The organism is Chryseobacterium sp. CP-77, assembly GCF_036362765.1.
Classification (GTDB): domain Bacteria; phylum Bacteroidota; class Bacteroidia; order Flavobacteriales; family Weeksellaceae; genus Chryseobacterium; species Chryseobacterium cupriresistens.
The window spans coordinates 1,451,856-1,476,786 of record NZ_CP143637.1 but is presented as its reverse complement, the minus strand read 5'-3'; the positions used below and the strand labels follow the sequence as shown (position 1 = coordinate 1,476,786).

The window sequence follows — 24,931 nt, the reverse complement described above, 5'->3', positions numbered from 1 at the left end:
CCGCCACAGTTTATTGTTAACTTATTAAGGAAATAATACTTGATTCTTGTAATTCAATTCTTTTTAAAGATGAAAAAATCTCATAATATTTCAAAATCCAAACAAACTATCACATGGGTACAAACTCAGATTCGTTTCATTTAAAGCGTAAGGTATATAGTAGTAGACATAAAGGATTATTATAGTATTACCTAATCTTAAGCTGCCATGTCTGCTGAACATTTCCTTTACTTCTCAAGGCCTCCAGCTGTTGGGGAGATGCAGAATTCAATAAACTGGGAAGGCTGCTGAATTTTTCAAATTCAGGTTCATATTTATTTATAATAATAAATCCATTGTCATAAAAAAATTGTTCTGCCTGGTCAAAAGAAACAAAATAATTTTCCATGACATTATTTGATTTAAAGAAGCGTGCCCATTTTTTATCCTTATCGCTACCTACGGAACCTGTTTCGTGTTTGAGATAAATATCAGCTGTTACCCAGGTTCCTCCGTTTTCCTGCAAGACCGAATGTATATTTTTAAGGATTTGAGACTGCTTTTCTCTATCAAAATACATGAGCAGGCCTTCATTAATAATAAGAAGATCCTCATCTTTAGTCAGAATACTGCCGGGGTTCAAAACGTCAAATTCCTGAAACTTAAGGTTGCCGGGAACAGGAATATTCAGACGTTTTAACATTTCCATTTTTTCATTCATTACCGTCCTGAGATCAGTATCAAAATAGATCCTGTCAGGATTTTTACTGGTGTATTCCAACCCACGCAATGAATATCCGGCTGACAATTCAAGTACTGCCGAGGAAACACTCTTTTCAAGGAAAAAGTCAAGGGAAAGGTAGCGCATTTCAAAATGGAGCACACTTGCCCTGAACCCAAAATCTGAATTCAGTGGATTGTCAATACTGAAATACTTTGCAATTTCTTTTGCATACGGTATAGTCGTAGTTGCAGCTTTAAAGGTAATAAGCTCTTTTGCTGTGTCAGTTACTTTGTTTAGCATATTGTTCTGTTTTTTTTCTGCAAAGTAACAGTACAGATGTAGTTGGTGATAGGAAAAAACAGACCTGTTTATTTTTTAATAAACTCGTTTCCCAGTTTATTGTTTTTTTTCAGAAATACATTCGGTTGTAATGTTAAGACTTTACGGAAGCTTTGCAAAAAATGGGATTCATCATAAAAAAGATCGTACAGTTCATTTTTATTCTCTGGTTTTTTATTTCTTATGTAACGGTTAAATATCTCCTGAAAACGTACTATTGAGGCATATTCCTTGGGAGTAATTCCAGTCTGCAACTTAAAGAGTTTGTTAAGGTGGCGTTGCGAAGTATTAATTCCTGCAAAAAGATCTTTAATTAAAATATTGCCCTTGTGAGCGTTTATTTGTTCCGCAATATGGACAACACGGCTATCTGGTTCAAACCTTATCCTTTCTGTAAGCAGTTCGGTAAGCTGAGTTACTGATTCCTGAAGGTTTCCTGAAAAATCTGTCAAAACTTCAGAGCCGTCAAGCTTTCTTTTTGAGATGGAAACCACTTTGCTGAGATAATTGGAAAGATCGCTACCTGCTATTGAGTAATAACCGTATGGCTTGAAACTGATACCGATGGAATGTACGGGAGCATTGCCTTTGAGCACAATTTTAGTATGGTGCTGTCCTACCAAATGAAGATCAAATGTCGAATGATGATAAGATTGATTTTGAATAATATGTTCATATTTCCCACTATAATTCCATATGACGATCCAACGACCTGATGGAATTATAGCTGCTTGTTCATCAGCTTCCATCTGCTCCGGGCTTTCAAATGACCAGATAGATTCAACATAATTCATTAAAGCTTCTGGTATTGGATAATATTTCATTTTAATTGGCTTAAATTAATTATTGAAGATATTTCTCATAAATGCAATATCAGCTAAACACATGCAATTTTACAACTTCAAAAAAGAATAAATAATATTATAAATTGATTTAAAATACAAATATGCTACTGGAAAATATCTTTATATTTTAAATTTATTAATATAGATTATGTTTGGTTTATATTTTTAACTTTTAACCAGTATTTGCTAGGGATATGGCTTGAATTTTGATATTTGTTTTTACCAATTTACTAAGATTTTTTGTTGAATCACTTTAAATGAAAAGAATATGATCATCGATGAAAATCTTTTGCTCGAAAATGGAGCTGTTTACAAAGACTATGCTGACAAAGAAATAATCTTTCATTTTGGTAGCATTCCTCAGTATTATTTCCAGATTGTTACAGGAACAGTATAGGTAAATACTTACCATGAGGATGGTAAGGAATTTACTTTTAACATTTTATCAGCCGGACAGAGTGTTGGCACATCGCTTTTACTATTTATTTTTTGAGTAGTTGTATGAATCGGAATTTCCATTCTAGAACACCACTTTACGTGGTAGATTCCTGATATGCATTTTCGATGTCTATCGGTAGTTTATTTTACCTGATACGATATCGGTCTTGTAACCGTATATTGTTCTGTCTCCAATATCTGAAACCATTACAGTAAGGATTTCTTTTCCTGAAGCATTATATCTAAGTTCTGAGAATTGGCTGCGTGGATCAGGTTGGAGCTTAATTTTATTTTGCTCAGTTGTTTATTACAAAGCTGGAAAGCTTACCGAATGTTTATTTTAATAATAGATGAATTGAATCTGAGTGTCAATTACCTAAATTATATGTTCAAGGATTAAAGTAGGAAGACGACCCAACGGCATCTTCATAGCCGGTCGATAGAGATAGCCTAAGAATTACTTTGTAATTCATTCTTCTCCTATTTATCGTTGTTGGTACAGTAAATCCTGTGATGATAAAATATATTTTCGCAAAACGGCTTGGTTTTTGTAATTTTTTTAACCTACAAAATATTTATTCTCAAAACATCAGATCATGGCAGACAATAAATCCAAAAGAGGTTCATCTGACCGAAATAAAGTCAGCGGATCGGAAAATTACGAAATCCAATATTTTAAGGAAAAAATGGGAGTGACATCTCAGGCTGTAACAGGAGCGATAAGGGCAACCGGATCGAATGACCGTAAAATACTTGAAAAATATCTCAAGGAAAAACATAGAAAGTAAAGATTCTTTACTCACTGCAATAAATCTTAAAACTATTTTTATGGGCTTATCTGAATACCGCAAAAAGCGTTCTGAAGAAAAGACCCCAGAGCCTTTTGGAGGAAAACCAAATGGAAAAGAGCTGCATTTTGTGGTTCAGAAACATGATGCCTCACATCTTCATTATGATTTTCGTCTTGAAATGGATGGGATATTAAAAAGCTGGGCAGTGCCAAAAGGGCCTTCAATGGATCCTGACATAAAAAGACCGGCTATGATGGTTGAAGATCATCCTTATGACTACCGGAATTTTGAAGGTATTATTCCCAAGGGGCAATATGGTGGTGGAACTGTGATCGTGTGGGACCAGGGGACTTATATGCCGGCAGATTTGCAAGATGAAGATCATACAAAACAAGAGAAGAATCTTCTTCATCAACTATATTCCGGGAAACTTAAGTTTATACTCAATGGTGAAAAGCTTAAAGGAGAGTTTGCTCTCGTAAAAGCGCATGGAAGGGGGGATAACGGCTGGCTGCTGATGAAGCTTGAAGATCAATATGCCAGTGAAAAAGATATTACAGAGAAAGGTAAGTCAGTGATTTCCGGTAAGACAATTGAACAGATGGAAAAAGCAACGGCTAATATCTATGGAAAAACAGATATTAATGAAGATGAGGCTGTAAAGAATAGGAAAAATACGAAAAGGAAAGCTGGAACCGATAAAGAACCTGAAAGTAAGAGTAACATCAAATCTCTTCTTAATAAATCGCCTGAACAAAAATTTTATACCCGAATTGAGCCGATGCTGGCAACATTGGTTGATAAGCCGTTTGATAATGATGAATGGATCTATGAAGTGAAATGGGATGGGTACAGAGCGGTAGCATTTATGAATGATGGTGAGGTTGAATTAAAGTCCCGTAACGATAAAAGTTTTGGCGAAAAATTTTATCCTATATATGATGAACTTAAAAAATTGAATCTGAATGCAGTGATAGACGGTGAAATTGTTGTCCTGACCCAAAAGGGTACCGCTGATTTTGGACGGCTTCAGAATTGGCGGAGCGAAGCAGATGGCGATCTGGTTTATTATGTGTTTGATATTCTATGGTATGAAGGCAAAGACTTAAAGGATCTTTCCCTTTTGGAAAGGAAAGCGGTCTTAAGGAAAGTGCTTCCTGAAAGTAACAGTATTATTGTCAGTGAACATTTTGAAACGTCAGGTACTGATTTTTTAGAAGAAGCGAAAAGGCTTGGCCTTGAAGGTATAATGGCAAAACGTAAGGACAGTGTTTATCATGTACATAACCGATCCCGGGATTGGCTCAAAATTAAAGCTAATAAAAGGCAGGAAGTTGTGATTGGCGGATATACCCTGAACGATGATTCCAATAAGCTCTTCAGCAGTATTCTTGTTGGAGTATATGAAGGCAGTAAATTCATATATACAGGAAAAGTAGGAACAGGATTCAATAGAAAGCTGCAGACGGAAATGATGGAACTTTTTAAACCGCTGATTATCAAAAAAGCACCTTTTGCAGAAGAGCCTGATGTGAATAAACCCTCACGGTTCAGACCCAACCCTCCACATGCAACGGTAACATGGCTTCGTCCTGAATTAGTGTGTGAAGTAAGCTTTGCAGAGATGACGAGTGATGGTGTTATGAGGCATCCTTCTTTTGAGGGAATGAGAGAGGATAAAAATGCGAAAAAAGTTGTTCTGGAAACAGAAGCACCTATAGAAAAGCTAGTAGAAGATCACCCTGGTAAAATGATAAAAGCAAGAACCGGGACCAGCCGTAAAACTCTTCTTAATCCGAAAGATAAAAGCCAGGTGCGGAAAATAAACAGACATGAACTCAAATTTACCAATCTTGATAAATTATTCTGGCCTAAAGAAGGGATCACAAAAAGAGATCTTATTAATTACTATTACCAGGCAGCCCCTTTTATTCTGCCTTATCTTAAAGACCGTCCGCAAAGCATGAACCGTTTTCCCAACGGTATCGAGGATGAAGGATTTTATTTCAAGGATGTTACGAAAACAGCTCCCGATTGGGCAGAAACTTATTTATATCATAGCGATACCGATAATAAAGACCGGCATTATCTTGTAGGAAAAGATGAGGCTACATTGCTGTATATGGATAATCTGGGATGTATTGAAATGAATCCATGGAACAGTACCATTAAAAAACCTGAGCATCCTACTTTTTGTATTATTGATCTTGATCCGGATAAAAATTCATTTGAGCAGGTGATCGAAGCAGCGCAGGTAACAAAAGGTATTCTGGATGATATGGGGGTTCCAAGCTATTGTAAAACAAGCGGATCTACCGGGCTGCATATTTATATTCCTCTCGGAAATAAATACACCTACGAACAGTCAAAAGAATTTGCAAGAGTAATTGTTACTCTTGTACATAAGGAATTGCCTGAATTTACAAGTATCGAACGGACCATAAAGGATAGAAAAGGGAAGATGTATCTGGATTTTTTACAGAACAGACCTCATGCTACCATCGCAGCAGCTTATTCTGTCCGTCCGAAACCCGGTGCTACAGTTTCCATGCCGCTTTACTGGGACGAAGTTAAAAAGGGCTTGAAGATTGCTGATTTTCATATTTTCAATGCTATAGAAAGAATGCAGAGCGAAGGAGATATTTTTAAACCGGTATTAGGCAAAGGAATTAATCTGAAAAAGATCGTAGATCAGTTTTCGGATGAAATTAGGTAAAGAAGCATATCGGGATCAAGCATTTTTAAATATTAATATTTGCATCAAGACTACAGACCAATTCCTGATTTTATCAGTTTAAGTTTTCAAATTATTAAATTTGGAAGTCAAATTTGAAATGCAGTAAAAGTGGAATCAACAGACAATTTCGAATCTCATCTCTATTTCAGCTATACAAAGCACTGAACTTTCCTGTAGACCTGTTTGATCTTATGGAGGGATTCACTATTTTCAATTTAAGAGATATCCCGTTCAAACTTCCTTATCAATCTGCGTCTTACCGACCCAATTTTTCTCTTTTTTTGTTCTTCAAGAATGGCAGTGGAAGATATACAATCGATGAGCAAAGCTTTGAAGCTGAACCACATTCAATCTATTTTACCAATCCAAGTAATTATCGGACATTCAGCTGGAAGGAAATCGAGGACATTTTGTTAATTACTTTTGACGAAACCTTTCTTAAAAGTACGTTGGTGAAGATGTTTACGTAGATTTTCCATTTCTTCTTATTTAAACTGTAGACCAAGAGTGGTGACAGATGATTTTTTCCAAGAAGTTAAAGAGGTTAATGTCATTGTAGCACCAACCATCCTTCGGGAAGTTTAAAGCCGTCATCTGAGGATCGGAAAATGACCGGTACAATCAAGAATGCCTCTGAATTTTTAAATATTCAACTGCAGGATCATTGTATTTTAACGTCAGCAGAATACTTGTCATTTGCTGATGAAGGTTTACTGTAAGTGATTTGTAAATATAATCATAAAAAAACAGCAATTAAAGATTGCCGTTTTTTAAATTTTTTGGCGAAAAGACAGATTTTCCTTTGGTCGAAGATGTCTTTTCGCTGTAAATTTATATTGTACGATTGGGAGCATATTTGATAATTTTTGCCCTGACCAGATCTCTGTTTTTTACCTTTAACTGCTGATGACGGCCACCGTTTTTTTCAAATATTTCAATGCTGAGTGCCTGATCTTTCAGCAATGTAAATTGGTCGAAAAGATAAACACTTATAGCAGTGGAGTGGCTTTCTACATTTGTTACTGGAGAATATATCCGTACAGGACACATCACTTTTTCCTGAACAGCAGTCCGTTTGAGGTTTTTTTTATCCGTTATTTTAAAATGGATAAAATCGATATCATAATTGATATTTCGGCTGTTCTTGATCTGAAGAACAAAATAGAACTTGCCCCTGAATGTATTCAACGATTTCAATGAGAAATACACACCATCATTCTTTGCATGAATATGTCTGGTGCCGCGTTTCGTACTTTTTTGCAGTGTTTTCATTATATGATCTGTAAGAGCGGATGAATCCCCTTGGAGTTCCTCAAACAGAACCTCAGGATCGCTCTCTTTTTCAGTCTCCATAAGTAATTTAGAAAGATCATAGCTGAGTATATCAGGATAAGGATCATATACAACATCAAAACTGTAAAACCTGCCATCTTTTGTGACCACTGAAAAATTGGTTTCTGTCTCGAAATCTTTTATTGCTGCTTTAATCCTTAAAATATTTCCTAGATCTTCTGTTTTGCCTGCTGTAAGATAATCACTACCCAAATCAACATATCGTATTGGCGAAGGAAATATGAGATGGGTTGTTTTATCATAAGTGACCTGCATTTTGTATGGATTCAGCCGTGCCTTATGGAGCGGGCTATCTCCTGCACGGCTCTGCGCCTTAACAGTATTTATCAGAATAAACGAAAAAATTATTAAGAGCTTTATATGATGTATTATTCTCATGATGGTATAATTATATGTTATTTACTTTTTGGAACTAAGAAAACATGATGTCCTGTCTTTACAGTTACTTTTTGATTCCTGACCTTTTTCTGAAAATATCCCGCTATTCCCTGAATAACCCCTTTGGACATATCGGCAACAACCTGTTGTCCTGCAGACTGCGTCATCATAATGCTTGTTCCTGAATTCTGGCCCATGTTGGCGGCCATTTCACTGAGGGCACTTTGTTCGGAAGAGTAGGGAATATGTAGTCCTGGCAGTCCGTCATTATCGTGGATATCAATGTCAACAGGCTCAATCATGCCTCCATACTCTATGGCAGAGATATGAAGCTGCAATCTTTCGCCCTGAAATCTGCACTTGGCTTTCAGAAAAGTTCCAGAAGGGATTTTTATGTGTCCAAGCAAAATAGACTCCAGGATCCTTACTGAAATAACACTTTCAGAGGTGACTGTTTTTGTTTCTGGAATGACAGCGCGGATACTGTTTCTGGGTTGTGATTCCTGGAACTGTTGATCCTGAATTCCTGTAAATCTTTGAGCATAAATACTGCTAAGGGTGATGCTGTCTGATGTACTGCGGTATAAACTTGAAACAATAGGATGAATGACAGGCTTTGCAATGGTGATCATGGTTTTAGCAGAAGCTGATCCTTCTTTTATTTCGCCTTTATTTTCTGAAACCTCCTGTTTAGAAGTTGGAAAATATTTGGCCGCCATCTGGTAAGATTTTTCCATGAGCTCCAGCTGGTTATTGATACTTGTGCTGGCCGGTATTGATTCCCGCTCTGTAACCTCTGTTCGTAACCGATGGATTTCTTTTTTAAGGTGCTCCACTTCCTGATCATCCCTGCTGTAAAATGAGCCTAAGACTTGCCGGGTATTCTGATAACTGCCCATCGAATTCCGGGCGGATAAGACAGATTCAGATTTATCTTGTAAAGACATCGGATCCGAGGGTAATGTTTCTGAAGAAGAATCCGTCCAATAGTCTGATAAGGTTGTGAGGGCATTTTTTTTCTCTTCATTTTGCTGTTCAAGCAACTGCTGTTCATACGCTTTTTGCTTATCAGACTGCAACTGGCCGTCAGATGCCTGCGGAATAACTGAATTGAAACCTGCCTTTTCTGCGTTATCATTCTCTTTTTCCGGTTTAAAGACTAAGAACAGGAAACTCGCACATGCAATAACCATTAGTAGATAAATGAATGGTTTTTTCAACTGCTCAATCATGAGCTTTCGGTTTTCAAATCCGTATTCGGAACTATTGCTTTGGTTGCCTTCCCTGACTCTGATACTGCTGTTATTTTGGGCTTTCATCATGATTGTTTTGTGGGGAATTATAGATTGAATTGCCTGCCTGCTGTTTGATTTTGAGATCTGCTGGTGCAGTAGTGATATGCCTGATGAGCGGTATATCAGTACTGCCAGTTCCTTTTGCCCATATCCGAATGATAACAAGTATGGTCAAAAGTGTATATCCTGTAAAAAATAGTTTTGTCAGTACGCGCTGCTTTTTTATAGGAATTGCTTTCCACTGGCTTTCCGTTTTTTCTATCCACCGGTCAATTCGTAGGGTTAATTTCTTCATGTTTGTTCATTTATCGGTTAACGGTTTCGAGATCTTTATTTTCAAGTACATTGAATTTTTCAATTGTAAATCCCTGTGGATTACTGTCAGATCGTACTGAATTAACAAGGAAGCAGTTGGTGATCAGGTTTCGGATCGTAAGGTTACTGGATCGGATGATAAACTGCCTGCCATAAGTTTTTACTGAATATGGATAGCTGCTGAAATTCGCAGCGATACTGTCAATTTCAATTCTCTGCTGTATATTTCCACTGATTATCCGGTTATAATATCCTTTTTCAGAAAGATCTTTGTAGTAGTTGAATGCGGACTGATCAGCCAGATTAAATGCCCTTTTCACATTGCTTTCAATCGCATTTTTATCGGGGGCAATCGTAAAAAACAGTTCATGAAACCGCCTTACGTGCTCCCTTGCTTCTACGGGTCTGTTAATGGACATATCCTGGGACAGTGCAACCATAAGTGATTTGCCATTATCCAGGACATATATTTTTTGCCTCTGTTCTTCGGCAAAGCTATATGACTGATAGACAACAATACCAACCACCCCAAAGCATAGCAGAGCGAAAATGAAGGTGAATAACCTGATCTGCTTAAAGCTGTTTTCTATATTTCTTAAGGTTTTAAATTCCATGATTTGATGATTTTGTTATTTAAGAAGCCTTCCTGATATATTACCAGCTGCAGAACCCGCCGCCGCACCGGCAATATTTCCTGACTTTTGTGCCATCTGGGTAACATTCCGCATAAAGTTTCCCGCTCCGCCCGCTTGAATGATCCAGCCTGTAACGGTAGGTACAGTGAAATAGCCAATGATTCCAATGATCATATAGATAATGTACACCGTATTGGAAGTATCTGGAATAAAGTTGGGATCTGCCAGCATTTCAATATCCCTTTCTATAATAAGGGATTGAATCTTTGCCAGGATAGCACTGAACATATCAGCCACCGGTAACCATAGGTATACACTGATGTATCTGGTCAGCCATTGGGTAAGCGTAGATTGAAAACCATCCCAAACCGATATGGCAAATGCAATAGGACCAAGAATCGAAAGTACTATGAGAAAGAAAGTTCTGATTGTATCAATCACCAAGGCCGCTGCCTGAAAGAGTATTTCCAGAAATTCTCTGAAACCGTCTCTGATATCTTTTTTAATGGCAAACATTTCTCTTTCAATATACATTCCCGACATTGTCACCAAATCAGAAGGTGACCATCCCAGTTCTTCCAATTTTTTGTCAAATTCTTCATCAGAAATGAGATAAGCCATTTCAGGATTTCGAAGCATAGCCTCCCTTTCCAGCAGATCTTTTTTCTGCTGGAGTTCATTAAGATCTAATACCTGACCCTCCAGCATGGAGTGGCTGCCCTGAACGACCGGACTTAATACTCCGTTGATGCTGCCTAAGACAATTGTTGAAAAGAACATAATGCAGATTCCGATGGCAAATGGTCTGAGCATAGGAAACAGATCAATCGGTTCGGCACGACTTAATGCCTGCCAAACCTTTACGGCCACATAGAATAATGCTCCCAGCCCTGCAACTCCTTTTGCAACTGCTGCCATGTCAGCACACATCGGCATCATCTCTTCATACACGGAACGAAGCACCTCATGTAAATTAGTAGGTTCCATCTTACCAGTATTTTTGATTAACGGTACCATACAGGTTTAGAACTCTCTGCGTATTGTTCTGCTTTTTAGCTCTCAGATAACTGACAGAGATATTCTTATTGGTGTAATATCTTACCAGATTGTGATAATCTTTCACCTCTTTATATACTCTGTCAATAATTTCCATTCTTTCCTTATCATTCAATGATAGATTGGTAGAGGTGACAATCTGTTTTAGTTCTTTAAGCAGTTCAGTGCTTTCGTTCAATAGTGTTGAGTAACCGTTAGCGATAGCGGTTAACTCCTGAGCATTGAAATTGGGATCATTCAGCATCTTTCCGAAATTATTGACATACATTTCGGAAACATCACCCACCAATAAAACAGTCTGCTGAACTTTACGGGCATCTTTTACTAAATTGTTTACTGCTTTCAGTTTGTCATAATATTCCTTACCCTGCTCATAAACCTTTTTAACTTCATTGAAGTTCTTAACTACATTCGAAACAGTCGATGAGGTCTGTACAATTTCATTGGCGGAGTTGAGTATTCCTGAAGCCAGATTAGCCGGATCCGTAACCACAAATTGTGCTTTTGCAAATGATGTTATAGCTAATACAATAACCATAACTGTTGTAATGATTGAATTTTTCATTGTTGTAAAATTTTAAATGATTTAAGTTTCTTTTGTATTCGATTTGATTCTCTTAAGAGAAATCCTCTTGATGGCATGCTCTAAATTGCCATCAAGTTCAGAAGCCAATTGCATGACTTCCATTTTCTCCGTTTCTTCTGTGGTATAGGCCAGATATTCTTCTGTGGAAACTTCCGTGGCATATACAGCAGAGTGCGTTCCTCCTAATCCGATCCAGACTTCTTTATACAGTCTTTTCGGATCATTATTCATATTGATGGAAAGAACCTGTGCTTTTTCTTTGTCTGTCAGACCCAGCATAGACTGAATATCATCAAACTTGTTCATGTATTTCCGCTGATCCAAAAGGATCTTACAGTCTGAATTGTTGATGATGCTTTCCTTAACAATGGGAGAATGAATGATGTCATCCACCTCTTGTGTAACGACAATGGCTTCTCCAAAGAATTTTCTTACAGTTTTGAAGAGGTATTTGATGTACTCAGCCATTCCTTCTTTAGCAATTGCCTTCCAGGCTTCTTCAATCAGGATCAGTTTTCTGATTCCTTTCAGTCTTCGCATTTTGTTAATGAAAACTTCCATGATGATAATGGTTACAATGGGAAAAAGGATTTTATGATCCTTGATCGCATCAATTTCAAAAACGATAAATCGCTTAGAAAGAAGATCTAATTGCTTTTCTGAATTCAATAAGTAATCATATTCTCCGCCTTTATAATAAGGCTCTAAAACATTCAGAAAGTTGGCAATATCAAAGTCTTTTTCCCTGACTTTTTTTTGCTCTAATACTTTTTGATAATCATTTTTTACATACTCGTAAAAGCCATTAAATGAAGGGAACTGCTCATTATTTTTGATTCGATCAATATAGCCGCTGAATGCATTGGATAAAGCAACTTCTTCGGAGCGGGTTGGCGGTTCATCATCTCTTTTCCATAGTGTGAGAATAAGTGTTTTGATGCTTTCCCGTTTTTCTATATCAAAAACTCCATCATCAGTATAGAATGGATTGAAAGCAATCGGATTGTCTTCTGTATAAGTAAAGTAAACTCCATCTTCACCCTTTGTTTTACCTTTGATCAGTTCGCATAACCCCTGATAGGAATTTCCGGTGTCGACCAACAGAACATGGGCTCCCTGCTCATAATACTGCCTCACCATATGGTTGGTAAAAAAAGACTTCCCACTCCCCGAAGGTCCCAAAATGAACTTGTTTCGATTGGTAATGATTCCCTGTTTCATCGGAAGATCTGAAATATCCAGATGGATAGGTTTTCCCGTCAATCGGTCTGCCATCTTTATCCCAAAAGGTGAAGGGGAATCCTGATAATTGGTTTCTTCAGTGAAAAAACATAAGGCAGGTTCTATAAACGTGTAGAAACTTTCTTCACTCGGAAAATCTCCTGCATTCCCGGGAATTCCTGCCCAGTACAATGTTGCAGTATCTGTTGTGTTATGACGGGGTTTACATTCCATCAGTGCCAAGGCACTTCCGGTATCATTTTTTAGCTGTTTAAGCTCAGCAGGATTATCAGACCAACACATAATATTGAAATGGGCACGTATAGACTGTAGTCCGAAAGAATGCGCTTCATTGAGATACTTTTCAATCCATTCCTTGTTAATCTGATTGGCTCTGCTGTATCTTGCCAACGAATGCATATTTCTCGCAGACTTTTCAAATTTGTTTAGGTTTTCATCACTGTTATCAATAAACAGATATTGATTGTAGATGTGATTACAGCTGAGTAGCAGTCCAACCGGAGATGCAAATGAGAGCAAGCAGTCACTTCTGTCGGTGCTTAACTTTTCGTATCTGCTGTGCGAAGAAACTGTACCCGGAAGATCATCCGTATCCGAAAGAGTGTGCATGCTGATGCGGTTGTTACCGATACGCAATTCTTCTGCTCCTAAGTTGAGGTCTTGGAGAGATGGATTAATTTCTCTGGACAGAGTCAGATACTGTTCTAACAATCCCGATTGTTTTGCTGTTCCCGTAATTTCATCAGCGGTCATTTTTTCAAGGAAAACATATCCACTGTCATTCATAATCCTTTCAAACTGATCAACCGCTTCCATGAATCTGCTGATCACTTCTTTATCCCTGATCTCTTTTGGAATCAAAACTCCTTTACAAAGTGACGAGAAATTACTCTGTGTTCTCATCCTTTCCTTTGTAGTTTTGTTAAGAAACAGATAGCAATAATGATTCAGGAAAGGTCTTTCGTTAAAGTGCCTTTCAAAAGACTTGGACAGAAAATTTTGATCGTCATTAGATAAATCAGGACGGTAATTTTCCTTGATAAACCAATCCTGTTTGTGAACGATGCTGTAATCAGGTAATGTCTTTATGGCTTTAAACCAAGCCGAATGGATAGCTTCATACTCAGCTGACGCTACCGTAAACAGTTCCGGAAGACTTACCTTGAAACAAACCGTAACATCAGCATCTTTTGAAATAATGCAGTTCTCTTCTACACCTAGCAGTGGAAATCTGCTTTCCAGCGTTGTCGCTTTGGATTGATTTCTCATGCTACAGCTTTTTTAGAGTGTATCTTGATATACCTGAAAATGGATTTTCGGCTGATGATGTACCTTGGATGCTTCTTTTTTGCTCCCAATTTCATTAATCCATGTTCTCCATACTTTCTGTTGAGAGAAAAGGTCTTCCAAATGAGAAGACCAGAAATAGTTCCTCCAAGAAGTAAGCAGATATAGGTATTGACACCAGCCATATACATGATCATGATAAATACAAGTATTCCCAATAATCCTCCTGCAAAAATGAACAGGTACTGTGCTTTCAATCCTTTGAACTCTACCGTTCTTCCGATTCCTTTGTTGATATGATAGGTATTCATCATCAATGATTTTAAAGGAAGAATGAACGTAGGATGGTAGCTGCAACAATTAAGAAGATACACGCTCCAAACCAGCTGGCAGCAGTTTTACTGGTATCAGGGTCACCACTGCTGAATTTGTTGTAAACCTTGACCCCTCCAATTAAGCCTACTACCGCACCAATGGCATAAATCAGTTTCGTTGCAGGGTCAAAATAGGAAGTAACCATTTGAGTTGCTTCAGTGATTCCTGCAGAACCATTTCCCTGGGCATTCATACTCAATCCGATTAACAGAAGCAATGCTGTTAAGACGATTTTTTTTCTTTGTCTTTTCATAATGAATAGATTTTATGATGATGAAAACCCGTGCTTTACGGGTTCTGAGACAAAGGTGTTTGGTATGGGGTTGCCACCTGGGAATTTGGTGTTTTCAGGAATTGTTTGGCTCTATAATGCTTTATAAAGAATATTTTGATTACTTTCAAAAAATAGTACTTAACCATGAAAGAACAATCAAAGAGACATCACTACATACCCAAATTCCTGAATAAGAATTTTAGTGATGAAAACAATATGTTGTGGGTATATAACAAAGAATCCAAAAGAATTATCAGTAAGATGCAAAGTCCTAAAGCTATTTTCTTTGAAGATGGCAGGAATCTTTTTGATATAAATGGGAATATGGGGATAATATCGAAAGGATGTATGAAGAAGTAGATACTTTACTGTCTAAAACTTTAACAAAAATTTTAAAAAGTCAGCAGATGAGCGGTAGAGAACTTACATGGATGATTTATTTGGCTAATTTAACAAAGTGGAGAGTTCCAAAAGTTGATGATATTGCTAAAAATCTTGTTAAAGATATTCCTATAGAACAATTGGGTTAGCGATACGTCCAACTGACCCAGATCAGAAAATAATGGCAGAAAAAGGTGATCTTCATTTTTTACAAAAAGCTGTTTTTGATCAAATAGTTTAGTGCTTTATAAAGAAAATAGGGAACTTCAAATGAATTTCCCTATTTCAAAATCATTGAGATCGCTTTTCCGCATATCGGAAGAACCGGATATTCCTTCATTGTTAAAAGAATTATCTAATAGTAATGCTATTTTATGGGAATCATTTTCCATAGAATTCTCAAGTAAGGTATATAATTCGGTTCCATAAGTTTTTTGAACGATCGCTGCTGCTGTTTCCTTTTGAGATAAGGTAAAACTATTTTGTTTCACAAACATCTCCACAGAGCTCAGTTCTTCAAAGGTAATCCCTTGGGCTAAACTGTTATCCTCACCGATTATTCTATACTTTTTCCATTCTTCTTCCTCTTCAATAAAATCAGGTTCATTATTAAAACCATATTCCGGCTCTTCCTGCGGATTTAATAGACTGATATTTTCGCTGATATCATATTCTATGTCTAAATTAGAGGGATCAAAACCAAGTTCATTTTCTTGTCTTTCAGAGGAAGTCATTGTCATAGAATGGAGTGAAGTTTTTGCTTCACCCATAATATTGAGTTGCTTTTTATTATTTGCTTGGTCTTCAGTTTTGTGACAATGGGATTGTTTTCGGATAATTTTGTCATGGAGTAATAGCAGAATTATGATCAGAAGACAAATAATGATGAGAGTCTCCATAGTTATAAAATGGGTTTAAAGTGATTGTTAAAATACTCCGTAATCTCGTTTCCATATTCCAGAAAATGCTGTTCAAGAATATTGTCAATATAGGAATAGAGAGTTGTCCTTTCTTCTCTGGAAAGCTGTACAATCCGCAATAATATTTCATGATACTCGGGGCGTATGTAGACCACTTTACCATTCCTTCCTGAAGGAAAGCGATTGGTTAAAAAGGTCTTTTCATAGTTCAGTTTTTTAAAAGAATTGGTTTTTGCTTTTTCTTTGGACTTTTGAACAGCTGGTTTGGTTGTATGATTTTGTTCGTCAAGAGCCGTTTGTTCACCACTGATGACCTGCATTAAATACTCTTCATCAACAGTAGCCTTTTCTAAATCGTTGTTCTCATTGTTTGTAGCCATCTTTTGGGTTTTATAGATTTGTGATTCTTAGAAACTCTTCAATAAACAGATCCATTCTTGTCACTTTTAAAAGCGGATAGTCTGCTGGTAACAGTGTTGATCTGAAAATACTGTTTCCGATATGGTCGGATTCCTTACGAAATCGTTTACTGTCCATGATTCGCGTATCCATTATATTCATCTGAAGAGTCGCAATCGCTTTTTCGTAGATTTCGTATAACCCGGTCTTTTCCCGACCATCAATCTGATTCCAGAATAGCCATAACGCTTGTTGCGAAAAATCATGCTCACCGGAAGGAAGCGCCATAAAAGCTTTGGTAAATCCTAACGTACTTTCTACAACCAAACGGTCAGCAGTCATGGGAGCAAAAATAAAATCCATTGATTTCAAGGTCGTCAGCACCCCTTTGGTATTGGCGGTACCAGGCAGATCATAAAAGATAATATCCGGAACTATGGTAGTTTGTTTAATATATCGGGTAGCTTCTTCTATTGCATTTTCTGCCTTACAGCGTGTAATCGGATATGCTTTCTTATTGATCAGTTGGAATTGTTTCATAACAGCTTTCTTATGGTACTCGTTCACCATAATTGCTTTTTTATCACGTTCCCTCATATTGCTTAGGCTGTATTGTGGAAAATCACAATCCATGACTAAAACATTGTATCCCAATCGGTAATGTAATACGCCGGCAAGTAATATGGTAATCGTCGATTTTCCAACACCTCCTTTTTGAGTGGAGAAACTTACTTTTAAAGTTTTTTTTGTTGCTTTCATGATGCATGTATTTAATGTTGTTTTATAATGTTGAATGGTAAGAATCTGTATAAGTTGATTTATATGTAGGGGTACTCCTGTATTATCTTAAAAATCTAAAGATGTATACATTTACATCTTTTTTACAGGGCATATCTGCAACTGCTTTGTTGAGAGAATACCTTTTTTTGAATATCTGTAACTGCTTTTTTGCTTTTGCGCTTTTATAGTTTTAAAACTTTACATTTTTATGATTTGCCCGTTTCATCATCAACTTTATGTGTTGCTGTAAAGGAAAGAGTTTTCAAAACCAGTGCTGATCTTCAGGTGATACCTGGTGTTATTTGGCAGTTATTGGAAGGGGGGATTATTGTAGATATCCGGTTGTTTCTGTTTACCTTATTGTATACAATTTTAAGAAGAGTTGGTGTTTATTACAACATCTGAAAGATGTTGATCGCTTGTTACAATATTTTTTGTGATATGGTAAATAGGGTGTTCGCCTGAACACGGCAAGTTGTGTTTTGAGTGCCTCATAACTGTTTTTTGTGCCTCAAAACAACTTGCCCTGCCGGGAGCTTTGAAACACTCTCCGAAGTCGAGGTTTATAAACTTTAAATGGATATCTATGAATGATCAGAAAAATAATAAGAGAAGTAAAGGTGGGCGAAAACCAAAGATAAACCCTTGTAATCACCGTTATGTTTTTCGGCTGGATGATGAAGATAATAGCAAATTTCTGTCTTTATTTGAAGCCTCTGGAATAGATAATAAAGCTAAATTTATAACTTCTGTATTGTTTTCAAAAGAAATAAAAACAGTAAAAATTGATAAAGGTACTGTTGATTTTTACATGAGGCTGACTTCCTTTTATTCCCAGTTCAGAGCAGTGGGCGTGAATTACAATCAGGTAGTTAAGTTATTATATACTCATTTTACCGAAAAAAAAGCTGCGGCATTTCTATATCAATTGGAGAGACACACTGCTGAACTTTCAGCTTTGTGCCGGAAAATTATCGAATTGGCTAATGAATTTACTAACCGGAATATAGAAAAATGATGGTTCAATGATTGCAAAAATTGGCAGAAGCAGTAATTTATATGGTGCCTTAGCCTATAATCATCATAAGGTGGAAAAGGGACATGGACAAATTTTGTTGATGAATAAAATGGTGGAATCCACAGATGGGAAATATACTATACCCCAACTCATGAGATCTTTCGATCCTTATCTGGCTGCCAATCAAAAGACGGAAAAACATACTTTACATATATCGCTCAATCCCGATCCGAATGATAAGGTCAGCGATAAGAATTTTGTGAAGATGGCAGAAGAGTATATGAATGGAATGGGGTACGGTGAACAGCCTTACATGGTTTTTAAACACACTGATATCGACCGTACCCATATTCATATTGTGTCTGTATGTGTTGATGAAAATGGCAGGAAAATATCAGATCGATTTGAGAAAAGACGGTCGATGAATATGTGCAGACAACTCGAAAATACCTATAATTTATGGCCAGCTGCAGAAGGGCAGAAGGTGAAAAATAACATGGTTTTCAAACCGGTTGATTATCAGACTGGAAATATTAAACATCAGATCGCCTCCGTGATCAGGAATATAGCTGATGTGTATTCCTTTAAAACACTTGGAGAGTACAATGCGCTGCTTTCACTTTTCAATATAGCAGTTGAAAAAATTGATGGCGAATTGCATGGAAAACCACAGCGGGGGTTGGTGTATTTTGCATTGGATACAAACAAACATAAAATTGGAAACCCATTGAAAGCTTCAAGCATTGGAAAAGCTGCACTCTTACCTGCACTGGAATCTCATTTTTTAAAAAGTAAAGAATCTATTCTTCAATCGAATAAAACTGAAATAAAGGGCTGGATTGATAATGCCCTCAAAGTGAGTCATCATGAAAAAGATTTTGTGGAGAAATTAAAGTCTGTGGGTGTTAATACGGTAATCCGCAGAAATGAAGCCGGACGTATGTATGGAATCACGTTTATCGATCATAACACCCAAACAGTATGGAATGGTTCAAATTTGGGAAAAGGATACTCCGCTGCTGTTTTTAATGATTTATGGAAGAATCAGGAGCATTTAAATAAATCCTCTGATGCAAAGCAGACAGAAGCTGAATCACTCCCAACAAATCAATTTTTACCCCTTCAACTTCATCCCCTATTTGGATTCTTAAATGATGACAATCACGATTTACATGACTTTGAATCAATGGACTCATTTCCCGGATTGTTGCCAACAGTGCAGGGAGAAGACGATGAAGAACAGTTTTTTTCACAGCAAATGCGAAAGTGGAAAAAGAAAAGAAAAAGATAGTCTAATGATTTCTTACCCTTAGCCTTCTTTTTGCATAATTGCCTGTACTTTTTGCTGTAATTCCTTTTTATCAGGTAAATACAACTGGTATTTGGAAACAAATATTTTATTAGAAATACCACCTGTTGCATATTCCACCAATACTTCATCTTTTTCCGCAGAAAGGATAATGCCTATAGGCTCATTATCATCCACAACATTTTCTTCAGATTTAAAGTAGTTCAGATATAAATTCATTTGTCCTATATCATTGTGCTCAACCTGTTTTATTTTTAAATCAATCAGCACAAAACATTTTAAGATACGGTGGTAGAATACAAGATCAATATAAAAATGCCTGTTACGAAGTGATATCTTATACTGTCTTCCGACAAATGTAAAACCCTTTCCCAGTTCTAAAAGAAACATCTGCAGATTGTCAATAATCTTCTGTTCCAATGCTTTTTCGGTAACACGATGACTTTGAGGTAATTTGAGAAAGTCCAAGACATACGGATCTTTTATAGCCTCTGTGGAATCGGTTACGATATGACCTTTTTCCGCCAGTTGCAGTACGCCCTTTTTATCTTTGCTCAATGCCAGTCTTTCAAAAAGGGAAGAGTTGATCTGCCTTTCCAGTTCACGGTAGCCCCAATTTTCCAGTACTGCCTGTTTTTCATAGAACTTCCTTGCCGTATCATCAGAGATGCCCAGCAAAGTAACCAGATGAGTCCAGCTTAATTTGGCAGGCACTGCCTGCCATTTTTGATAGGTCAGATAAAATCTGCGCATATCTAAAATATTACGCCTGCCAAATCCTTTGCCGTAACGCTGCCTCAGATCTTTGGAAAGTGTTGCCAGTAAGTTACTTCCGTATTCTGCACGTTCCTCACCATGCTGCTCGTATTCCACGATATGCCTGCCAATTTCCCAGTTGGCTTTCACCAGTTCAGTATTAACTGCCTTGACCGCATTTTGTCTTGCAACCTCAATAGCGGATCCGATACTGTCCAGTAATTCAGTGTATTTTGATTGTACAGGTTTCATTGATATTTTGTTATAAGACAAATGTAAAAAATTCCCTGGTCAACAACTGCTATGATTCATGAGAAAATAAATTTCGGTACTGTGCCAAATGCTTCCTTATAATGCCTGACACTGCCAGTGTAGAAAGCAGACTTCTGTTACCCGATAAATTCATCATCCTAACTCTAAAAATAAATGATATGCAGGGTGAAGATGATCTACGGGGCTTAGCTAAAATTATGGCTTTTATGCGTACCGTCAGTATTTTAATGGTACTGATGCATTATTACTGGTATTGTTATCCATTTTTTCATGAAAAAGGATGGACATTGGAAGTTATCAACAGAATACTGCTGAATTTCCAAAGAACGGCAGGGTTGTTCTCTCACTGTCTCTATACAAAAGTTTTTAGCATTGTATTACTCTCTCTAAGCTGCCTGGGAACAAAAGGAGTAAAAGACGAGAAGATAACCTGGCCTCGGATTATCGGCTTCATGGCAGTAGGAACGGTGTTGTTTTTCTTGAATACTATTTTGCTGAGATGGGGCGGGGCAGGCATTCTTTTATATATGCTTTCAATGTCAGTAGGATATATCCTCCTAATGGTATCAGGGGTATGGATGAGCCGTTTGTTAAAACATAACCTGATGGATGATGTATTCAATAATGAGAATGAAAGTTTTATGCAGGAAACCCAACTGATGGAAAATGAATATTCTGTTAACCTTCCCACTAAATTCTATTATAAAGGAAAATGGAATCAAGGCTGGATTAATATTGTTAACCCATTCAGGGCAACCATTGTCCTGGGGACACCAGGTTCAGGGAAATCATACGCCATTGTTAATAATTATATCAAACAGCAGATTGAGAAGGGGTTCTCCATGTACATCTATGATTTTAAGTTTGATGATCTTTCAACAATTGCTTATAATCATGTATTGAAACATCAGGATAAATACAAAGTAAAACCGAAATTTTATGTCATTAATTTTGATGATCCCCGAAGAAGCCATCGGTGCAATCCTTTAAATCCTGACTTTATGACGGATATTTCAGATGCCTATGAAGCAGCTTACACCATCATGCTCAATTTAAACAGAACCTGGATTCAAAAGCAAGGAGACTTCTTCGTGGAATCTCCCATTATTCTTTTAGCTGCTATTATCTGGTTCCTGAAAATATATGAAAATGGTAAATACTGCACTTTTCCGCATGCCATTGAACTACTCAATAAAAAATACTCTGATGTTTTCACAATATTAACTTCTTATACTGATCTTGAGAATTATCTTTCCCCTTTCATGGACGCGTGGCAAGGTGGCGCACAGGACCAGCTTCAGGGGCAGATTGCCTCTGCTAAGATTCCTTTATCACGAATGATATCTCCTCAGTTATATTGGGTCATGACCGGAGATGATTTTTCATTAGATATCAACAATCCGAAAGAACCGAAAATATTATGTGTAGGGAATAACCCGGATCGGCAGAATATCTATTCAGCAGCACTGGGTTTGTACAATTCCAGAATCGTAAAACTCATCAATAAAAAAGGACAACTAAAGAGTTCAGTGATTATTGATGAATTGCCTACGATTTATTTCCGGGGATTGGATAATCTGATTGCAACCGCAAGAAGTAATAAAGTAGCTGTCTGCTTAGGATTTCAGGATTTTTCTCAGCTGACCAGAGATTACGGAGACAAAGAAAGTAAAGTGATTCAGAATACAGTAGGCAATATATTCAGCGGACAGGTAGTCGGAGATACCGCAAAAAATCTTTCAGAGCGTTTTGGAAAGATTTTGCAGAAAAGGCAAAGCATAACCATCAACAGAAATGATAAATCTACTTCCATATCTACCCAGCTAGACAGCTTGATACCGGCTTCCAAAATCTCAACATTAAGCCAGGGAATGTTTGTAGGAGCTGTATCTGATAATTTTGATGAAAGAATTGAACAGAAAATGTTTCATGCAGAAATCGTAGTGGATAATGAGAAAGTAGCTGAAGAAACTAAATTTTATCAGCGGATACCAGAGATTTTATCATTTGTAAATGATAGTGGAGAAGACCGGTTCACATCAATTATTGAAGAGAACTATAAAAAAGTGAAGCTTGATATGGTAGAGATCATTGAAAATGAAATGAAGCGTATTAAAGCCGATCCTGAGTTACAGCATTTAATACCCAAAAAATAAAGTAAAAATCCCCGGAGACCGGGGATAAAAAACTAATAACCATGAAAACTCAAATTAAACATGAGAATCGGGTGCAAATTTAAAACAAATGATTCTCTTTTCCGATTTACTGTGTCTATGCGTTATATTGTTAATTAAGTTTGCTTTTATAAGAGTCGTTGTGAGATTAGGAAATCAATAGTATTGAGCTGCTTTATCGTCTTTTTTGTTCAAATTCAAATGAACTTTCAGCTTTTTCGTTAAGGATGATATGGGCATTAAAAGTTTTACCTGATCTGCTTTTCATACCCTTGATTAATGCGGTTCTCCCGTTTTTGACAAGTCTTTCAATGTCGGCTGTTTCGATCCGGGTTCCGCAGATATTTCGGAATTGATACCAGTTACAATACGTATCAGGACATTTTATAACACGATCATCAATCATCAATGACTGGGTTTTACATTTGGGACATACAATACCGGGAAGATGAGTTCTTTCAATTTTTATCTGCAGTAATTCTTCCGTAATCGTCATCGTGTAGTTTTCAATGTTCTTTTGAAATTCAGCAGCACCCAATTCATTATTCTCAATATCCTCCATGGACTGTTCCCATTCTGCAGTCATAGAAACGTCCGCAATTTTTTTATCCTTAACTAAATCATATACCTGTAAGCCTTTATCAGTAGGAATAAGCAGTTTCTTTTGCCTTCTGATATACCCCCTGTCAAGCAGTGTCTCAATAGTAGAGGCACGCGTGGCAGGAGTGCCGATTCCGATATTCTTTACATATTTTCGCTGCCATGTTTCTTCAATATTTCTGCCTGCATTTTCCATTGCAGAAAGCAGGGTTTCTTCGGTATAAAGGCTGGGAGGCTGCGTTTTCTTTTCCAGAACAGCAAACATTTTAATCTTTAGATCCATTCCTTCTTTTAACTCAGGAAATTGCCGGATTTCATCGATACCTTCAGAAAAATTGCCGTTGATATGGTGCCAGCCTGTTTGTAATATCTTTTGTCCCTTAGCTGTAAAATCATAGTGAAGTACCTGTAAACTGATTTCTGTGATTTCTTTGACACATGGCGGTGAGACGGCCTCAAATAGTCGAAAAGCAATCAGATCATATATCACCTTTTCTTCTGAAGTAAGTGCTGAAGGTATTTTTTCTGTAGTAAGCAGCCCGTGATGATCGGTAACTTTAGCATTCTTGACAATGCTTTTATTGAAGTTTCCCCATGGGATTATGCTTGCTGCGGTTTTATAAGGCTCCCATTCCTGCAGTACTCTTATGAGATCTGGAATGTCCGGCCATAGATCTTCTGAAATATATTGGCTGCCCGTACGTGGATAGGTAATGAACCTTTTTTCGTAAAGGCTTTGGGCAATATCGAGTGTTCGCTCAGCACTGAAGCTGAATCTTTTATTAGCTTCCTTCTGAAGGCCGGTTAAGTCAAACAGAAGAGGAGCATGTTCTGTTATGGGGTGTGAAGTAATCGCAGTGACTGTTGCTGTAGTCCTGTTTCTTTCCAGTGATTTTACAAAGTCCTCAGCTTGTTTTTTATCGCTGAATTTGAGTACTCCAAGACTTTTGAACTCCACAAAATCTTTTTGATGCATAAGCTCAATCTGCCAGTATTGCTGGCTTGTGAACTCTTTATATTCTCTATAACGTTTGCAGAGTAAAGCTAAAGTGGGAGTCTGGACCCTTCCAAGTGAATATAACCCGTCATCTGCTGCTATAGTTAGTGCCTGGGTCGTGTTAATATCTAATAACCAGTCGGCTCTGTTTCTGCACTGAGCAGCATGGAATAATCCATCATATAGGTGACCCGGCTTCAGATTTTGAAAACCGTGCCTAATGGCTTTTTCAGTGAGTGAACTGATCCATAATCTTTCAAATGGCAGGGTACAGTTCAAATACTCATAGATGTACCGGAAGATCAGTTCCCCTTCTCTTCCTGAGTCTGTAGCAACAATAATACTGCTGCATGATGTAAACAATTTTTCTATGATTTTTAGCTGTTTGGATACGCCAGGATCAGTTATCAGTTGTTTATCTTTTCTTACTTTTCTGATGGTTAATTTAAAAGGGTCAGGTAAAATAGGTAAAGTCTGCTTTTTACAAGCTGAAATGCCATAATCTTCTGGCATCCCGAGTGTAATCAAATGGCCAAAAGCCCAGGTAACGGCATAGCCATTACCGGTCAGATATCCATCTTTCTTTTCTGTTGCTCCCAAAACCATTGCTATTTCTCTGGCAACACTTGGCTTTTCTGCTAATACTGCTTTCATAATGATTATTAATTGAAGTGG

The 24,931-nt window shown here is 37.3% G+C and carries 25 protein-coding genes; 9 read left to right on the top strand and 16 right to left on the bottom strand.

Annotation, left to right across the window (positions count from 1 at the left end; translation table 11 throughout):
* Positions 1-187: 187 nt before the first annotated feature.
* Positions 188-1,003 carry a hypothetical protein gene (locus V0410_RS06605; protein WP_227942506.1) on the bottom strand — a complete coding sequence of 272 codons (816 nt, stop codon included), beginning with the start codon at positions 1,001-1,003 and terminating at the stop codon, positions 188-190.
* A 68-nt stretch (positions 1,004-1,071) separates the two neighbouring features.
* Positions 1,072-1,866, bottom strand: coding sequence for a DUF6597 domain-containing transcriptional factor (locus V0410_RS06600; protein WP_330746808.1), 795 nt, complete (start codon positions 1,864-1,866; stop codon positions 1,072-1,074).
* A 289-nt stretch (positions 1,867-2,155) separates the two neighbouring features.
* Between V0410_RS06600 and V0410_RS06595 the strand changes: the two genes are divergently transcribed.
* The 4 genes from V0410_RS06595 (at position 2,156) to V0410_RS06580 (ending at position 6,572) form a co-directional block, all read left to right on the top strand.
* Positions 2,156-2,284 (top strand): hypothetical protein, encoded by a 129-nt coding sequence (locus tag V0410_RS06595; RefSeq protein ID WP_330746807.1) that lies wholly within the window; start codon positions 2,156-2,158, stop codon positions 2,282-2,284.
* Between the two features lie 637 nt (positions 2,285-2,921).
* On the top strand, positions 2,922-3,113 hold the full coding sequence (locus V0410_RS06590) for a DUF3606 domain-containing protein (RefSeq protein ID WP_202838626.1): 192 nt from the start codon (positions 2,922-2,924) through the stop codon (positions 3,111-3,113).
* Between the two features lie 40 nt (positions 3,114-3,153).
* Positions 3,154-5,832: a DNA ligase D gene (ligD, locus tag V0410_RS06585; protein ID WP_330746806.1), complete on the top strand. Its 2,679-nt coding sequence runs from the start codon at positions 3,154-3,156 to the stop codon at positions 5,830-5,832.
* Positions 5,833-6,461: 629 nt separating this feature from the next.
* A complete protein-coding gene (locus V0410_RS06580) occupies positions 6,462-6,572 on the top strand; it encodes a JAB domain-containing protein (protein ID WP_227942502.1) in 111 nt (36 codons plus the stop codon).
* Between the two features lie 112 nt (positions 6,573-6,684).
* Here the strand turns inward: V0410_RS06580 and traN are convergent, their stop codons facing one another.
* Genes traN through V0410_RS06535 form a run of 9 tightly spaced genes read right to left on the bottom strand, consistent with a single transcriptional unit; the run spans position 6,685 to position 14,628 of the window.
* Positions 6,685-7,584, bottom strand: a complete 900-nt coding sequence (traN, locus tag V0410_RS06575; protein ID WP_330746805.1) for a conjugative transposon protein TraN — start codon at positions 7,582-7,584, stop codon at positions 6,685-6,687.
* 17 nt (positions 7,585-7,601) lie between these two features.
* The gene (traM, locus tag V0410_RS06570) at positions 7,602-8,906 is read right to left on the bottom strand and encodes a conjugative transposon protein TraM (protein ID WP_227942500.1); all 1,305 of its coding nucleotides are present in this window, start codon (positions 8,904-8,906) and stop codon (positions 7,602-7,604) included.
* Entirely contained in the window at positions 8,887-9,174 is a 288-nt protein-coding gene (locus tag V0410_RS06565; RefSeq protein WP_227942499.1) for a hypothetical protein, read from the bottom strand. Before V0410_RS06565 ends, traM begins: the two co-directional genes overlap by 20 nt.
* Positions 9,175-9,184: 10 nt before the next feature.
* Positions 9,185-9,808 (bottom strand): conjugative transposon protein TraK, encoded by a 624-nt coding sequence (gene traK / locus V0410_RS06560; protein WP_227942498.1) that lies wholly within the window; start codon positions 9,806-9,808, stop codon positions 9,185-9,187.
* 15 nt (positions 9,809-9,823) lie between these two features.
* A complete protein-coding gene (gene traJ / locus V0410_RS06555) occupies positions 9,824-10,816 on the bottom strand; it encodes a conjugative transposon protein TraJ (protein ID WP_330746804.1) in 993 nt (330 codons plus the stop codon).
* A 1-nt stretch (position 10,817) separates the two neighbouring features.
* Positions 10,818-11,450, bottom strand: a complete 633-nt coding sequence (locus tag V0410_RS06550) for a DUF4141 domain-containing protein (protein WP_227942496.1) — start codon at positions 11,448-11,450, stop codon at positions 10,818-10,820.
* A gap of 21 nt (positions 11,451-11,471) precedes the next feature.
* The gene (locus tag V0410_RS06545) at positions 11,472-13,982 is read right to left on the bottom strand and encodes a TraG family conjugative transposon ATPase (RefSeq protein WP_227942495.1); all 2,511 of its coding nucleotides are present in this window, start codon (positions 13,980-13,982) and stop codon (positions 11,472-11,474) included.
* Positions 13,979-14,311 (bottom strand): DUF4133 domain-containing protein, encoded by a 333-nt coding sequence (locus V0410_RS06540; protein WP_227942565.1) that lies wholly within the window; start codon positions 14,309-14,311, stop codon positions 13,979-13,981. Before V0410_RS06540 ends, V0410_RS06545 begins: the two co-directional genes overlap by 4 nt.
* Before the next feature lie 11 nt (positions 14,312-14,322).
* Positions 14,323-14,628 (bottom strand): DUF4134 domain-containing protein, encoded by a 306-nt coding sequence (locus tag V0410_RS06535; RefSeq protein WP_227942494.1) that lies wholly within the window; start codon positions 14,626-14,628, stop codon positions 14,323-14,325.
* Between the two features lie 165 nt (positions 14,629-14,793).
* On the opposite strand from V0410_RS06535, the gene V0410_RS22995 reads away from it, so the two are divergent.
* Complete coding sequence (locus V0410_RS22995) at positions 14,794-15,009, top strand: DUF4238 domain-containing protein (protein WP_429813956.1); 216 nt, start codon at positions 14,794-14,796, stop codon at positions 15,007-15,009.
* The gene (locus V0410_RS06530) at positions 14,994-15,179 is read left to right on the top strand and encodes a hypothetical protein (RefSeq protein ID WP_330746803.1); all 186 of its coding nucleotides are present in this window, start codon (positions 14,994-14,996) and stop codon (positions 15,177-15,179) included. The genes V0410_RS22995 and V0410_RS06530 overlap by 16 nt, the downstream gene beginning before the upstream one ends.
* 117 nt (positions 15,180-15,296) lie before the next feature.
* Here V0410_RS06530 and V0410_RS06525 read toward each other — a convergent pair whose 3' ends face one another.
* The 3 genes from V0410_RS06525 to V0410_RS06515 are packed head-to-tail and all read right to left on the bottom strand — an operon-like array spanning position 15,297 to position 17,108.
* Positions 15,297-15,929 carry a conjugal transfer protein TraD gene (locus V0410_RS06525; RefSeq protein ID WP_227942492.1) on the bottom strand — a complete coding sequence of 211 codons (633 nt, stop codon included), beginning with the start codon at positions 15,927-15,929 and terminating at the stop codon, positions 15,297-15,299.
* A 2-nt stretch (positions 15,930-15,931) separates the two neighbouring features.
* A complete protein-coding gene (locus V0410_RS06520; RefSeq protein WP_227942491.1) occupies positions 15,932-16,330 on the bottom strand; it encodes a DUF3408 domain-containing protein in 399 nt (132 codons plus the stop codon).
* A gap of 10 nt (positions 16,331-16,340) precedes the next feature.
* On the bottom strand, positions 16,341-17,108 hold the full coding sequence (locus tag V0410_RS06515) for a ParA family protein (protein ID WP_330746802.1): 768 nt from the start codon (positions 17,106-17,108) through the stop codon (positions 16,341-16,343).
* A 607-nt stretch (positions 17,109-17,715) separates the two neighbouring features.
* On the opposite strand from V0410_RS06515, the gene mobA reads away from it, so the two are divergent.
* Together mobA and mobB are read left to right on the top strand one after the other, a co-directional pair.
* Positions 17,716-18,147, top strand: a complete 432-nt coding sequence (gene mobA / locus V0410_RS06510) for a conjugal transfer protein MobA (RefSeq protein ID WP_330746801.1) — start codon at positions 17,716-17,718, stop codon at positions 18,145-18,147.
* A 7-nt stretch (positions 18,148-18,154) separates the two neighbouring features.
* Complete coding sequence (gene mobB, locus V0410_RS06505) at positions 18,155-19,438, top strand: conjugal transfer protein MobB (protein ID WP_330746800.1); 1,284 nt, start codon at positions 18,155-18,157, stop codon at positions 19,436-19,438.
* Between the two features lie 18 nt (positions 19,439-19,456).
* Here mobB and V0410_RS06500 read toward each other — a convergent pair whose 3' ends face one another.
* A complete protein-coding gene (locus tag V0410_RS06500) occupies positions 19,457-20,464 on the bottom strand; it encodes a PDDEXK nuclease domain-containing protein (protein WP_227942488.1) in 1,008 nt (335 codons plus the stop codon).
* A gap of 179 nt (positions 20,465-20,643) precedes the next feature.
* Between V0410_RS06500 and mobC the strand changes: the two genes are divergently transcribed.
* The gene (gene mobC / locus V0410_RS06495) at positions 20,644-22,641 is read left to right on the top strand and encodes a conjugal transfer protein MobC (RefSeq protein WP_330747665.1); all 1,998 of its coding nucleotides are present in this window, start codon (positions 20,644-20,646) and stop codon (positions 22,639-22,641) included.
* Positions 22,642-22,834: 193 nt separating this feature from the next.
* Here the strand turns inward: mobC and V0410_RS06490 are convergent, their stop codons facing one another.
* Positions 22,835-24,910 carry a type IA DNA topoisomerase gene (locus V0410_RS06490; protein WP_330746799.1) on the bottom strand — a complete coding sequence of 692 codons (2,076 nt, stop codon included), beginning with the start codon at positions 24,908-24,910 and terminating at the stop codon, positions 22,835-22,837.
* Between the last annotated feature and the right edge of the window lie 21 nt (positions 24,911-24,931).